Here is a 13,321-nt window from a genome sequence, read left to right as displayed (position 1 = left end):
GACAGATTTTTTTGGAGCAAGCAATGGCAAATCGCTGGACAACCGCACAGGCTCAGGCCCTGTTTGATAAACCTTTTCTCGAACTGATGTTTGAAGCGCAGCAGATCCACCGTCAGCATTTTGATCCCCGTCAGGTACAGGTCAGCACGCTGCTGTCGATCAAAACCGGAGCCTGTCCGGAAGACTGTAAATACTGCCCACAGAGCGCCCGTTACAAAACCGGGCTGGAATCCGAACGTCTGATGGAAGTGGAAGAGGTGCTGAGTTCTGCCCGTAAAGCCAAAGCTGCAGGCTCAGACCGTTTCTGCATGGGAGCTGCATGGAAAAACCCTCATGAACGCGATATGCCTTACCTTGAGCAGATGGTCCAGGGCGTGAAGGCGATGGGGCTGGAAACCTGTATGACGCTGGGCACGCTGAGCAACGATCAGGCGCAGCGTCTGGCGCATGCCGGGCTGGATTTCTACAACCATAACCTCGATACCTCGCCGGAATTTTACGGCAGCATCATCACCACCCGCAGCTACCAGGAACGTCTGGATACGCTGGGCAAAGTGCGTGATGCGGGAATTAAAGTCTGTTCAGGCGGGATCGTTGGTCTGGGTGAAACCGTCAACGATCGTGCCGGTTTGCTGGTACAGCTGGCTAATCTGCCAACCCCGCCTGAAAGCGTGCCAATCAACATGCTGGTGAAGGTGAAGGGCACGCCGCTGGCGGATAATGAAGACGTTGATCCCTTTGACTTTATCCGCACCATTGCCGTGGCGCGCATCATGATGCCCGCCTCGCATGTACGTTTGTCCGCAGGGCGTGAGTCGATGAGCGAGCAGACCCAGGCGATGTGCTTTATGGCCGGTGCCAACTCCATTTTCTACGGCTGCAAGCTGCTGACCACGCCGAACCCGGAAGAAGACAAAGATTTGCAGCTGTTCCGTAAGCTGGGTCTGAATCCGCAGCAGACCACCACCGAAGCGGGTGATAACGAACAGCAGCAGGCGCTGGCCGGACAATTGTTACATGCCGATACCGACATGTTCTACAACGCGGCCGTATAAATGAGCTGGCAGCAACGTATCAACGCGGCGCTGAATGAGCGCCGTGAGAAAGGTCAGTTTCGCCAGCGCCGGGTGAATCAGCAGGGCGATGCCCGCACTCTGCAGGTTGAGGGCCGGCAATACCTGAATTTTTCTGCCAATGACTATCTCGGCCTGAGTCACGATCCACGCATTATCAGCGCCTGGCAAAAAGGGGCCAAACGTTACGGCGTGGGCGCGGGCGGTTCCGGGCATGTGACAGGTTACAGCGCCGTACACCAGGCTTTTGAACAGCAGCTGGCGGAGTGGCTCGGCTATCCGAGAGCGCTGCTGTTCATTTCCGGTTTTGCCGCGAATCAGGCGATTATCGCCGCGATGTTGGGTAAAGATGAGCGTATCTTCGCCGATAAACTGGCCCATGCTTCGCTGCTGGAGGCTGCGGCACTCAGCCCGGCTACGCTTCGGCGTTTCAGCCATAATAAGCCAGATTCGCTGGCAAAATTGCTCAGTGCGCCAGCAGAGGGCGGCGAAAAACTGGTGGTCACCGAGGGCGTGTTCAGCATGGATGGGGACAGTGCGCCGCTGGCCGAATTGCATCAACTGACCAGGCTGCACGGTGGCTGGTTGATGGTGGACGATGCTCACGGCGTGGGAACCACCGGCGAGCAGGGCAGAGGCAGCTGCTGGCAACAGCAGGTGAAGCCGGAGCTGCTGGTGGTGACCTTTGGTAAAGCCTTTGGTCTCAGCGGTGCGGCAGTGCTTTGCAGCGATGAAACCGCAGACTATCTGCTGCAGTTCGCCCGCCATTTGATTTACAGCACGGCAATGCCTCCGGCTCAGGTCTGCGCGCTACAGGCCTCGCTCTCCTGTATTCAGCAGGGTGATGAACAGCGTGAGCTGCTGCAACGCAATATTGCCCGGTTCCGTCAGGGGGCTGAGCAGTTGGGGCTGGCGATATCACCCTCCGCTACCGCTATCCAGCCGCTGATCGTCGGTGAAGAAAACCGGGCGTTGCAAATGGCTGAGGCGCTACGGCAGCGGGGATGCTGGGTTACGGCTATCCGTCCGCCAACCGTGCCGCCGGGAACGGCCAGATTACGCATTACCCTGAGTGCGGCACACCAGCAGGAAGATATTGCACGACTTCTGGAGGGGCTGGATGATGCAAACCGTCAATAAGCAGGCGATTGCCCAGGCCTTCGGGCGGGCAGCGCAGAGTTATAACCAGCATGCCGAACTGCAACGCATGAGTGGGGAACAGTTGGCTTTTCATGCCAGACGGCAGCAGGGCCAGAAAATACTCGACGCAGGCTGTGGTCCTGGCTGGTTCAGCCGGCGCTGGCGCAGCGCCGGAAATCACGTTACCGCTCTGGATCTGTCAGCAGAAATGCTGAGTCAGGCCCGGATGGAGCAGACTGCTGACCGCTATCAGCCGGGCGATATCGAGGCATTACCCTTTGCGGAGCCAATGTTTGATCTGTGCTGGAGCAACCTTGCGGTGCAGTGGTGCAGCGAGTTAAGTGTGGCCCTGATGGAGCTGCGGCGTGTGACGCTGCCAGGCGGGCAGGTTCTGTTCTCAACGCTGGCTGCCGGATCGCTGAGTGAACTGAATATCGCCTGGCAAACGCTGGATCTTCCCGCCCCGGTGAACCGCTTTCTCAGCGTTGCCGCGATAGCGGAAGCCGGAGAGCCGGTGGGCGTTCAGCTTCATCAGCAAACGCTGACGCTGGGTTTCCCGGACGTGCTCAGTGCGCTGCGCTCGCTGAAGGGAATTGGGGCTACCCACCTGCATCAGGGGCGCAGCGGGGGGTTATTAAGTCGCCGTCATCTGCAGCAGCTTAAGCTGCACTGGCCGCAGGATCAGCGGGGTTTTCTGCTGAGTTATCATCTGGTTTATGGAGTCATTGATTGTGAGTGAACGTTGGTTTATTACCGGCACCGATACCGAAGTCGGGAAAACTGTTGCCAGCACCGCGCTACTGCAGGCGGCGAAAGCGGCAGGTTTTTGCAGCGTGGGCTACAAACCGGTAGCTTCCGGGAGTGAGATGACTGCGGAGGGCATTCGTAACGGCGATGCGCTGGCTTTGCAGCGCAACAGCGTGCTGTCGCTGCCTTATGACTGCATCAATCCGTTAGCCTTTCTGGAACCCACTTCTCCGCACATTGTCAGCGCGGAAGAGGGCAGACCAATCCATTTCTCACAGCTTTCTGCCGGGCTGGCGGAGCTGGCAAGCCAGGCCGACTGGGTACTGACCGAGGGGGCTGGCGGCTGGTTCACGCCGCTGTCGGAAGAGACAACCTTTGCGGACTGGGTGTTGCAGGAACAGCTGCCGGTGGTACTGGTGGTGGGCATTAAGCTGGGTTGTATCAATCACGCGATGCTGACGGTGCAGGCCATTCAGGCCAGCGGACTGCGGCTGGCAGGCTGGATCGCCAACGATATTCTGCCACCCGGTAAGCGGCATGCTGACTATCTGGCCACGCTGCAAAAGCGGCTTCCGGCCCCGATGCTGGGTGAGATCCCTTATCTCACCGACAGCGCCCAGTTTGACCAACTGGGCCAGTATGTGCAGCTTCCCGTGTAAATTACGATACGGTCAGCCAGGTATTAACCATGCTCTCATCCAACTGCGCGACCCTGCCATGCGCCACGTTCCTTCCCCGGTGCAGCAGCAGAAAGTAATCAGCCACCTTGCGAATAAACGAGATGCGCTGCTCAAGCAGCAGAATGGTCAGGCCAAAATCGTGATTCAGCCGGTGGATCAGATTGCCCATCTCTTCCTCCAGCCAGGGTGACATGCCCTCGGTAGGCTCGTCCAGAATCAGCAGTTTTGGTTGCAGCACCAGCGCACGGGCCAGTGCCAGCTGCTGCTGCTGATCGATGGTCAGCTCGCCGCTGCGCTGGTGACGCAGGGAATGGAGTGCCGGGAACAGGTCATAGACCATCTGGGGGATTGCACGGTGGCGCTCAAGACCAGCACCTGCCAGCAGGGCAATCTGCAGGTTATCCTCCACGCTCAGCTGCGAGAAAATCTGCCTTCCCTGTGGCACATAGCCAATCCCCAACGCGGCACGCTGCTCCACCGGCTGCAGCAGCAAATCCTGCGGTGGCAGATTAGCTTCCTGCCAGATCATCGACCCGCTGTTAATTGGCAGGTGACCCATGATGCAGTTGACCAGCGTGGTTTTTCCCATGCCGGGCTTGCCCAGCACGCCGGTACAGGTGCCGGGTGGCAAATCGAGATCGACATCCCACAAGATATGATTTTGCCCGTAAAACTGGTTAATCGAACGTAAGCTGAGCATCTGACACTCTCCTCCAGACAATTGATCGTACCTGATTGCATCCGCTCTCAGTTGTGAGGCAAACGGTTATACCTGCGAAACGCCTGCGGCCTTTGCTTCCCGCTCTGCGAACGCAGCGAGAGGCAGTTAAAGATTATCTTGCAATTCATGGGCCAACTTATGCCACTTCGCTTAACATGGTGAGAGAGCAGGCGAACACGGCCAGTGATTGGTCAGAAATGTTAAACAATTGCCCCAGGGTATTTCCTGGTGCACTTTGTCAGTGCTGCGGGTTAATCATTTCTGGTGCAGTTGCCTGTCACAGAGGCAGAGAAGCCTGGCAAAAACCTGAAAAAAAACGGTTAAAAAGGGTAGCCGCAATGCAGAAAATATGCATTTCAGGCCCGCCAATCCTCAGGAAAGAAGCGAAAATAATTCCAAAAAAATTATTTGCGGGTCCGATCGCAGGTCAGGGATGATTTATACACATCAGACGGCTCGGGCGCTTAAATCAGTTATCCACCATTCCTGTGGATAACCATGTGCATGAGCGGCTTAAAACCTGCAGGAAACGAGAGCGGGCGCGGCTTGAGCACGAGTTGATGCGAAACTCGGCTCGGAAGGCAATGATATAAAAATCAATTAGTTAATGAAAATCAAGCAACTGAAATTGTCACCATAATTCGGGCCGCGCATTTTGTCAGGATTTCTTGACAAATGTTAAAGTTTCACCCTGTCTGGGGATAACCTCCTGCAGACGCTGACTTTGAGTTCCGGCTGGTCCTGCAAAAGTGCGTTGTTGCCATTTAACAAAGCATCATGCTAAATTACTGTGATTATATCCAGTCTTTTTTGCTGGTAAAATCGACGCGGCGGAGTAAAATTAGAGTCCGGTTCGTGTGATCCATCAGCAGGTAGTCATTCAATGAGCAAAGTCTTTAAACTCAACTCCGATTTCAAACCTTCCGGTGACCAGCCGGAGGCAATCCGCCGTCTCGAAGAGGGACTGGAGGACGGGCTGGCTCATCAGACGCTGCTCGGGGTCACCGGCTCCGGTAAAACTTTTACCGTGGCTAACGTGATTGCCGACCTGAACCGCCCGACGATGGTACTGGCGCCAAACAAAACTCTGGCAGCTCAACTTTACGGTGAGATGAAGGAGTTCTTCCCGGATAACGCCGTGGAATATTTCGTCTCCTATTACGACTACTACCAGCCGGAAGCTTATGTTCCAAGTTCTGACACCTTTATTGAAAAGGATGCTTCAGTTAACGAACACATCGAACAGATGCGTCTGTCGGCCACCAAAGCGTTGCTGGAACGGCGGGATGTGATTGTGGTGGCTTCGGTATCGGCCATTTATGGTCTGGGCGACCCCGATCTCTATCTGAAAATGATGCTGCACCTGACGCGCGGCATGGTGATCGATCAGCGGGCGATTCTGCGTCGTCTGGCCGAGCTGCAGTACACCCGCAACGACCAGGCTTTCCAGCGTGGCACCTTCCGGGTGCGTGGCGAAGTGATTGATATCTTCCCGGCAGAATCAGATGACTACGCGCTGCGCGTCGAGCTGTTCGATGAGGAAGTGGAGCGATTGTCGATTTTCGACCCGCTGACCGGGCAAATTGATTCGGTGATCCCGCGTTACACCATCTACCCCAAAACGCACTACGTTACCCCTCGCGAGCGAATTTTGCAGGCGATGGAAGAGATTAAGGTAGAGCTGGTGGATCGCCGCAAGGTACTGCTGGAGAACAACAAGCTGCTGGAAGAGCAACGCCTGTCGCAGCGTACACAGTTCGATCTTGAAATGATGAATGAGCTGGGCTACTGCTCGGGGATTGAAAACTACTCGCGCTACCTTTCTGGCCGTGGTCCGGGTGAAGCGCCGCCAACGCTGTTTGACTATCTGCCTGCCGATGGTCTGCTGGTGGTGGACGAATCGCACGTCACTATCCCGCAAATTGGCGGCATGTATCGGGGGGACCGGGCGCGTAAAGAGACGCTGGTGGAGTATGGTTTCCGCCTGCCTTCAGCGCTGGATAACCGCCCAATGAAATTTGAAGAGTTCGAGGCGCTGGCGCCGCAGACCATTTATGTTTCCGCGACGCCTGGCAATTACGAGCTGGAGAAGTCGGGTGGCGAAGTGATTGACCAGGTGGTGCGCCCGACCGGGTTGCTCGATCCACTGATTGAGGTCCGGCCGGTGGGTACTCAGGTGGACGATCTGCTGTCAGAAATCCGCAAGCGGGTGGCGATCAACGAGCGCGTGCTGGTCACGGTGCTGACCAAGCGCATGGCGGAAGACCTGACCGAATATCTGGAAGAGCACGGCGAACGGGTTCGTTACCTGCACTCGGATATTGATACCGTCGAGCGGGTGGAGATTATCCGCGACCTGAGGCTGGGCGAGTTCGACGTGCTGGTGGGGATCAACCTGCTGAGGGAAGGATTGGATATGCCGGAGGTGTCGCTGGTGGCCATTCTGGATGCGGATAAAGAGGGCTTCCTGCGCTCCGAGCGCTCGCTGATCCAGACCATCGGGCGTGCAGCGCGTAACGTTAACGGCAAAGCCATCCTGTATGGCGATAAGATCACGCCGTCGATGGAGCGGGCGATTGGCGAAACCGAACGCCGTCGGGAGAAGCAGGAGATCTACAACAAAGAGCGGGGCATCGTTCCGCAGGGGCTTAACAAGAAAATCGCCGATATTCTTGAGCTGGGGCAGGGGATCAACAAGAACAAAACCAAAACTCGCGGCAAAGGGCCTCGCAGCATCGTGGAAGACGATGCGGTGCCAATGGATATGTCACCCAAAGGGCTGCAGAAGAAAATCCACGAGCTGGAAGCGAAAATGCAGGAGCACGCGCAGAACCTGGAGTTCGAAGAAGCGGCTCATGTTCGCGATCAGTTGCATCAGATGCGCGAGCTGTTTATCGCCGCTTCCTGAGGTCATTCTGTTTGGCAGGCCGCTGTCGGGGGCAAATTTATTCGTCCCCCATTTGATCAGCCAATTGACTGAATAGCGTGTTCCAGCGCGATATGCAGCAGCTGACGGTCATGGCGATATTTGATATCGGCAGCCTCCAGCGGCTCCTGAATAATCAACCGGTCAGTGACGTTGCGGGTGTCCACCAGCGGGCTGACCACCACCGCGTCAATCACCTTTTTCCCGATGTATTTCTCCATCATCGCCAGCTTATCGGCCAGTGACAGCTGCGCCGCCGCCGGGCTTAACTCTTTCCCCAGATTGCCGATAAACACCATGGTGGCGGGCGTGCGACGTAGTGCCTGTGCCATATCCGGCATCAGCAGCACCGGCATCAGGCTGGTATAAAAACTGCCCGGTCCAATCAGGATCAGATCCGCTTCCCCGACGGCTTCAACCGCTTCCCGCGTGGCGTTAACAACCGGCGACAGCATCAGCTCCTGCGGCGGCTGCTGCATCTGGTCAATTTCAGTTTCGCCATAAACCAGATGCCCCTCGCTGTCGATGGCGACCAGGTCAACCGGCTGTTCGGACATCGGGATTAAAAAAGCATCCACCTTCAGTAAATTTCGGATCAAATTAATCGCTTCAAACGGGCGGACGCTGAGGTGGTCCAGCGCTTTCAGCATCAGATTGCCCAGGTTGTGCCCGGCCAGTTCGCCATTCCCGGCAAAACGGTATTCAAACATCGCTGAGGCCACGCTCGGTTCGGTGATCAGCTGGTTCAGGCAGTTGCGCATATCACCCCAGGCAATCCCGCCTTCGGAGCGACGAATACGCCCGGTCGACCCGCCGTTATCGGTGGTGGTGACGATACCGGTGAGGCGGGAACCCAAAGGGGAAAGAGCCGACATCACGCGGCCCAGGCCGTGGCCGCCGCCGAGAGCGACGACGCGATCGAGATCGGCCAATGTGCGATTACGCATAAAATTCCTTTCAGAGGTTAAGGCCATTCCGGAAACTGGTCTGGCATTTTTTGTTTATTTTACGCTAACGTGTGGCGAAAATGTGGTGAAAATTCGTTATATATCAAAATGTATAGCGAAACTTCGTTCTGGTAACGGCTTCACAATAGCGGTAGAATTTTGTCACCATGATTTACCGATGTGCGGTAAGTCACACTTAGCCCTGGTACCTAAGTCTGCGGATACGGTACCCTGGCCGCAACCTTTGAGTTGCCAGGGTGCAGAAAGAAATGCCTGCATCTCCCGTCTCTGGAAAGGTGTTCTGGTGCCACAATTTACCGATAGCTTCGACCGCAGCTTTTATTACCTGCGCCTGTCGATCACTGATGTTTGCAATTTTCGTTGCAACTACTGCCTGCCTGATGGTTACCAACCGCAGGGCGTAGCGAACAAAAGCTTCCTTTCGCTGGATGAGATCCGGCGTGTGACCCGTGCCTTTGCGGCTGCGGGCACAGAAAAAGTGCGCCTGACCGGCGGCGAGCCCTCGCTGCGGCGTGACTTTACCGACATTATCGCCGCCGTACGCGAAAATTCTGCCATCCGCCAGCTGGCGGTGACCACCAATGGTTACCGGCTGGCCCGCGATGTCGCTCACTGGCGCGAAGCAGGTCTGACTGCTCTCAACGTCAGTATCGACAGTCTTGATGCCCGTCAGTTCCACGCCATCACCGGCCAGGATAAATTTCAGCAGGTGATGAGCGGTATCGATGCCGCTTTTGAAACCGGGTTCAGCAAGGTTAAAGTTAATACCGTGCTGATGCGCAATATCAATCATAACAGCCTGCAAACTTTCCTTGACTGGATCCGCTCGCGCCCAATCCAGCTACGCTTTATCGAGCTGATGGAAACCGGTGACGGTGGCGAACTGTTCCGTAAACACCATATCTCCGGCTCGGTGATCCGTGACAGCCTGCTGTTGCAGGGGTGGATCCGCCAGCCCCGTGGGCGCAGCGACGGTCCGGCGCAGGTGTTCCGCCATCCTGACTATCAGGGTGAAATTGGCCTGATTATGCCTTATGAAAAGGACTTTTGCGCCAGCTGCAACCGCCTGCGCGTCTCCGCCACCGGTAAACTGCATCTCTGCCTGTTTGGCGACGGTGGCGTGTCCCTGCGGGATTTACTGGCGGATGACAGCCAGCAGGAGCAGCTGCAGCAGCGAATTGCCGCCTGCCTGCACAGCAAAAAGCAGACGCACTTCCTGCATCAGGGCAACACGGGCATTACCCAGAATCTCTCTTATATCGGCGGTTAACGCTAAGGACGCAAATAATGGGAAAATCGACGGCCGAATTTGTGCCGCTTAACGTGGCGGTGATGACCGTTTCTGACAGCCGCGATGCGGCCAGCGACAGCTCCGGTGACTATCTGCGTGAGGCAGTGACGGAAGCAGGCCACAAGGTGCTGGATCATGCGCTGGTAAAAGATAACCGTTACCGTATCCGCGCGGTGGTCTCCAGCTGGATTGCCAGTGATGATGTGCAGGTGGTGATCGTCAATGGCGGCACCGGATTCAACAGCAAAAACAGCACCCCTGAAGCATTGGTGCCGCTGTTTGATCGCGAGATCGAAGGCTTTGGTGAGCTGTTCCGTATGATCTCTTATGAAGAGATTGGCAGTGCAAATCTGCAGTCCCGCGCGGTGGCCGGAATGGCTAATCAGACGCTGATTTTTGCCGTGCCCGGTTCGACCGGAGCCTGCCAGAGCGCGTGGGAAAGGGTCATTCAGGAGCAGCTGGATGCCCGCACCCGACCTTGTAACTTTGTTTCGCATGTGAAGAAACTCTGATGTCGCAACTGACCCATATCAATGCCGCAGGCGAGGCCCACATGGTGGACGTCTCGGCTAAAAATGAAACCGTCCGTGAAGCGCGGGCGGAAGCCTTCGTGGTGATGAATCCGGAAACGCTGCAGATGATCATCGACGGCAGCCATCATAAAGGTGATGTTTTCGCCACGGCGAGGATTGCCGGTATCCAGGCGGCCAAGCGCACCTGGGAACTGATCCCGCTGTGCCATCCCCTGCTGCTGAGCAAAGTGGAAGTGACACTGGTTGCCGAAGTGGAACATCATCGGGTGCGGATTGAATCGCTGTGCCGTCTGACCGGAAAAACCGGTGTGGAGATGGAGGCGCTGACGGCAGCCTCTGTTGCAGCACTGACCATCTATGACATGTGTAAAGCGGTGCAGAAAGACATCAGCATCGAGCACTGTCGCCTGCTGAGCAAAAGCGGTGGCAAGTCTGGCGATTTCCGGGCGGCAGATCATGATTAACGTGTTGTTTTTTGCCCAGGTGCGTGAGCTGGTGGGGACCGGCAGCGTCACCATGACGGAAGAGTACGCCACGGTGGAAGCCCTGCGTGCCGCCCTGGCTGCCAAAGGCGACCGCTGGGCGCTGGCGCTGGAGTCCGGCAAGCTGCTGGCTGCGGTAAACCAGACGCTGGTTTCTCCTCAGCATCCACTTAAATCCGGGGATGAAGTCGCCTTCTTCCCGCCGGTGACCGGAGGATAACCTGGAAACGAAAATTATCGTCGGACCTGCGCCATTCGATATGGCCAGTGAGTACCGCTGGCTGTCGGCCTGTGATGAAGACGGTGCAGTAGTAACCTTCACCGGCAAAGTCCGTAATCATAATCTGGGTGACCAGGTGGCCGCTCTGACCCTGGAGCACTATCCGGGCATGACCGAAAAAGCGCTGGAAGAGATCGTCGCTGAAGCCCGGGAACGCTGGCCAATGCAACGAGTTACGGTCATCCATCGCATCGGAGAACTGTTTCCCGGTGATGAAATTGTGATGGTTGGCGTCAGTGGAGCTCATCGGGCAGGCGCGTTTGCCGCAGCCGAATTTATTATGGATTACCTGAAAACCCGCGCACCTTTCTGGAAGCGCGAAGCGACCCCTGAAGGCGATCGCTGGGTGGAATCACGCGACAGCGACCAGCAGGCCGCCTCGCGGTGGGAGTAGCCAGTGAGCCAGCAGCCAGACCTGAATATCCCGCGTAAATCCCCGGTTCAGGCGCGATCCATTGCCACCGTGGACGCCATTCTTGATGCCACCATCCAGGTTTTATTGCGTGAGGGCATCGACCCCTGCACCACTACCCGTGTAGCTGAACGGGCTGGCGTTTCCGTCGGCACGCTCTACCAGTATTATCCCAACCGGGAAACGTTGCTGACGGCGGTGCTGGTGCGCCATCTGCACGCGGTGGCGGACGACGTCGATGAAGCCTGCGTAGCCTGTCATCATCTGTCGCTGGATGAGATGGCGCAGGGGCTGGTGGCGGGCTGGCTGAAGTCCAAACTCGGCGATCCGGTGCTGTCGCGGGCGCTGTATGCCATTGCTGAGAACTATGCGGCACCCGAGCTGATCAAGTCACCGCAGAAGCGGGTGCTGATGTCGGTTTCTGCGATGCTGGAGACCGCCAGCGATGGCAAGTTTAAGGCGCTGTCGATGGTGTCATTAATGACGCTGGGCGCTATCTACGGCCCGGTGCGTCTGTTCCTCGAAGGGCGGTTTGAGCTGGAAGATAAAGACGCTTTCCGCCTGCAGCTGGTTGCGTTGACGCGCGCGTATCTGTACCAGGCGGCGAGCGCTGTTGAATAACAAGGAAAGCAATGAATTACTCCGCAATTAAGCGTCTGTCGCTGCTGGGGCTACTGGTGCTGGCAGGCTGTAGCAGCAAGCCCACTTCACAGGCACCGGAACGACGACCAGCTGATGTAAAATCGCAGATAAACCAGCTGCTGCCGGTGAAGGTCAGCGATCGCCAGGCCTGGACCGAAGCCCTCTTTGTGGCGTTTAACGGCCAGGGTATCGATCCTTCAGCCAGTAACCTGTGCTCGGTCATCGCCATCACCGATCAGGAGTCCGGTTTCAACGCCGATGCCGCGATTCCGGGGCTGCCGAAAATTGCATGGGGCGAGATTGACCGTCGTGCCGGTAAGCTGCATATCCCTTCTTTTGTGGTGCGCACCGCGCTGATGATTAAATCCCCTGACGGCAAGAGCTATACCGATCGGCTGGATCACGTGAAGAGCGAAAAAGAGCTTAGCGCTATTTTTGATGATTTCATCAACATGGTGCCGATGGGGCAGAAGCTGTTCGGCAACCTTAATCCGATTCATACCGGTGGCCCGATGCAGGTCAGCATCGACTTCGCCGAAGCGCACGCCAAAGGCTATCCGTATCCGGTTGATGGTAGCATCCGCCGTGAAGTGTTCACCCGCCGGGGCGGCGTCTGGTTTGGCACTATGCATCTGCTTGGCTATCCGGCGGATTACAGCCGGGCGATATACCGCTTTGCCGATTACAACGCAGGGTGGTACTCCAGCCGTAACGCCGCGTTCCAGGCTGCCGTTGCCCGTCTGAGTGGAATCAAACTGGCGCTGGATGGCGATCTGATCCAGTACGGTTCGGATGTGGCCGGTTCAACCGAGCTGGCGGTCCGGACGCTGGGTAAACGTCTGGATATGAGTAACAGCGCGATCCGCAGAGCACTGGAGAAAGGGCAGACGCAGGATTTTGAGAAAACGGATTTATGGCGGCAGGTATTTGCGCTGGCGGATAAAAATGCCGGGAAGCGGCAGCCGCGTGAGATGCTGCCGGGCATCAAGCTGGAGAGCCCCAAAATCACCCGAAATCTGACCACAGCCTGGTTTGCCCAGCGGGTTGAGGGCCGCTATCAGAGTTGCCTGACCCGCGGGAATTAAGAGAGCGGGGCGGTTGTGTGCCGCCCTTAAGGTTGCGCGCACTACGAGATAAACGCAGTTTGTAATTTAATCATCAGGCCAATAAAACACAGGATGCAGGTGAATCCTAATCCTGTCAGGAAAGTGTAGTAAAACGGTATTATTCCATTAATGAGATGTTTGTTGTTCTTTTTATTGGGAAAGTTATAAATATCATTACCCTCATTAATGAAAAATATTTTTTTGTTGTTTTTTATTCTCAGGAATAAATAAGCCATTACGGGTGCGCCAAAAAAACCCACACTTGAATGATATGAATAAAAAACAGGCAGGACATTTTCCTTTTTTAATTCATTGAGCAG

General features: G+C 56.2%; 14 protein-coding genes and 1 riboswitch. Of the genes, 12 read left to right on the top strand and 2 right to left on the bottom strand.

The window, feature by feature from the left end:
• Positions 1–23: 23 nt before the first annotated feature.
• The 4 genes from bioB to bioD are packed head-to-tail and all read left to right on the top strand — an operon-like array spanning position 24 to position 3,619.
• On the top strand, positions 24–1,055 hold the full coding sequence (gene bioB / locus GSQ70_RS22945; protein ID WP_158784664.1) for a biotin synthase BioB: 1,032 nt from the start codon (positions 24–26) through the stop codon (positions 1,053–1,055).
• The gene (bioF, locus tag GSQ70_RS22940; protein ID WP_158784663.1) at positions 1,056–2,213 is read left to right on the top strand and encodes an 8-amino-7-oxononanoate synthase; all 1,158 of its coding nucleotides are present in this window, start codon (positions 1,056–1,058) and stop codon (positions 2,211–2,213) included. It begins immediately after the preceding gene.
• Positions 2,194–2,952, top strand: a complete 759-nt coding sequence (gene bioC / locus GSQ70_RS22935) for a malonyl-ACP O-methyltransferase BioC (RefSeq protein ID WP_158784662.1) — start codon at positions 2,194–2,196, stop codon at positions 2,950–2,952. Before bioF ends, bioC begins: the two co-directional genes overlap by 20 nt.
• The gene (gene bioD / locus GSQ70_RS22930) at positions 2,945–3,619 is read left to right on the top strand and encodes a dethiobiotin synthase (protein ID WP_199257298.1); all 675 of its coding nucleotides are present in this window, start codon (positions 2,945–2,947) and stop codon (positions 3,617–3,619) included. Before bioC ends, bioD begins: the two co-directional genes overlap by 8 nt.
• A 1-nt stretch (position 3,620) precedes the next feature.
• On the opposite strand, the gene GSQ70_RS22925 is transcribed toward bioD, so the two are convergent.
• Positions 3,621–4,340 (bottom strand): ABC transporter ATP-binding protein, encoded by a 720-nt coding sequence (locus tag GSQ70_RS22925; protein WP_158784660.1) that lies wholly within the window; start codon positions 4,338–4,340, stop codon positions 3,621–3,623.
• Positions 4,341–5,244: 904 nt separating this feature from the next.
• Here GSQ70_RS22925 and uvrB point away from each other — a divergent pair.
• Positions 5,245–7,269: an excinuclease ABC subunit UvrB gene (uvrB, locus tag GSQ70_RS22920; RefSeq protein WP_158784659.1), complete on the top strand. Its 2,025-nt coding sequence runs from the start codon at positions 5,245–5,247 to the stop codon at positions 7,267–7,269.
• A 56-nt stretch (positions 7,270–7,325) separates the two neighbouring features.
• Here the strand turns inward: uvrB and yvcK are convergent, their stop codons facing one another.
• Positions 7,326–8,234, bottom strand: coding sequence for a uridine diphosphate-N-acetylglucosamine-binding protein YvcK (gene yvcK, locus GSQ70_RS22915; RefSeq protein WP_158784658.1), 909 nt, complete (start codon positions 8,232–8,234; stop codon positions 7,326–7,328).
• 182 nt (positions 8,235–8,416) lie between these two features.
• Positions 8,417–8,549, top strand: a riboswitch (molybdenum cofactor riboswitch).
• Between yvcK and moaA the strand changes: the two genes are divergently transcribed.
• From moaA to GSQ70_RS22880, 7 genes are all read left to right on the top strand, one after another.
• Positions 8,536–9,525 carry a GTP 3',8-cyclase MoaA gene (gene moaA, locus GSQ70_RS22910; protein WP_158785440.1) on the top strand — a complete coding sequence of 330 codons (990 nt, stop codon included), beginning with the start codon at positions 8,536–8,538 and terminating at the stop codon, positions 9,523–9,525. Its footprint overlaps the riboswitch before it by 14 nt.
• Before the next feature lie 17 nt (positions 9,526–9,542).
• Positions 9,543–10,058: a molybdenum cofactor biosynthesis protein B gene (gene moaB / locus GSQ70_RS22905; protein ID WP_158784657.1), complete on the top strand. Its 516-nt coding sequence runs from the start codon at positions 9,543–9,545 to the stop codon at positions 10,056–10,058.
• Complete coding sequence (gene moaC / locus GSQ70_RS22900; RefSeq protein WP_158784656.1) at positions 10,058–10,543, top strand: cyclic pyranopterin monophosphate synthase MoaC; 486 nt, start codon at positions 10,058–10,060, stop codon at positions 10,541–10,543. The genes moaB and moaC overlap by 1 nt, the downstream gene beginning before the upstream one ends.
• A complete protein-coding gene (gene moaD / locus GSQ70_RS22895; protein WP_158784655.1) occupies positions 10,536–10,781 on the top strand; it encodes a molybdopterin synthase sulfur carrier subunit in 246 nt (81 codons plus the stop codon). The genes moaC and moaD overlap by 8 nt, the downstream gene beginning before the upstream one ends.
• Position 10,782: 1 nt before the next feature.
• Positions 10,783–11,235: a molybdopterin synthase catalytic subunit MoaE gene (gene moaE, locus GSQ70_RS22890; RefSeq protein WP_158785439.1), complete on the top strand. Its 453-nt coding sequence runs from the start codon at positions 10,783–10,785 to the stop codon at positions 11,233–11,235.
• Between the two features lie 3 nt (positions 11,236–11,238).
• On the top strand, positions 11,239–11,874 hold the full coding sequence (locus tag GSQ70_RS22885; RefSeq protein WP_158784654.1) for a TetR/AcrR family transcriptional regulator: 636 nt from the start codon (positions 11,239–11,241) through the stop codon (positions 11,872–11,874).
• Between the two features lie 11 nt (positions 11,875–11,885).
• A complete protein-coding gene (locus tag GSQ70_RS22880; RefSeq protein ID WP_158784653.1) occupies positions 11,886–12,980 on the top strand; it encodes a DUF1615 domain-containing protein in 1,095 nt (364 codons plus the stop codon).
• The last annotated feature ends 341 nt before the right edge of the window (positions 12,981–13,321 follow it).

This window comes from Pantoea sp. BAV 3049, from assembly GCF_009765445.1.
Lineage (GTDB): Bacteria > Pseudomonadota > Gammaproteobacteria > Enterobacterales > Enterobacteriaceae > Erwinia.
Note: the sequence above shows the minus strand (reverse complement) of the source record. Positions and strands in the feature narration are given on the sequence as shown.

Coding starts and splice junctions, on each gene's coding strand:
- bioB (WP_158784664.1), top strand. CDS start 24: ATGGCAAATCGCTGGACAACCGCACAGGCTCAGGCCCTGTTTGATAAA.
- bioF (WP_158784663.1), top strand. CDS start 1,056: ATGAGCTGGCAGCAACGTATCAACGCGGCGCTGAATGAGCGCCGTGAG.
- bioC (WP_158784662.1), top strand. CDS start 2,194: ATGATGCAAACCGTCAATAAGCAGGCGATTGCCCAGGCCTTCGGGCGG.
- GSQ70_RS22925 (WP_158784660.1), bottom strand. CDS start 4,340: ATGCTCAGCTTACGTTCGATTAACCAGTTTTACGGGCAAAATCATATC.
- uvrB (WP_158784659.1), top strand. CDS start 5,245: ATGAGCAAAGTCTTTAAACTCAACTCCGATTTCAAACCTTCCGGTGAC.
- yvcK (WP_158784658.1), bottom strand. CDS start 8,234: ATGCGTAATCGCACATTGGCCGATCTCGATCGCGTCGTCGCTCTCGGC.
- moaB (WP_158784657.1), top strand. CDS start 9,543: ATGGGAAAATCGACGGCCGAATTTGTGCCGCTTAACGTGGCGGTGATG.
- moaC (WP_158784656.1), top strand. CDS start 10,058: ATGTCGCAACTGACCCATATCAATGCCGCAGGCGAGGCCCACATGGTG.
- moaD (WP_158784655.1), top strand. CDS start 10,536: ATGATTAACGTGTTGTTTTTTGCCCAGGTGCGTGAGCTGGTGGGGACC.
- GSQ70_RS22880 (WP_158784653.1), top strand. CDS start 11,886: ATGAATTACTCCGCAATTAAGCGTCTGTCGCTGCTGGGGCTACTGGTG.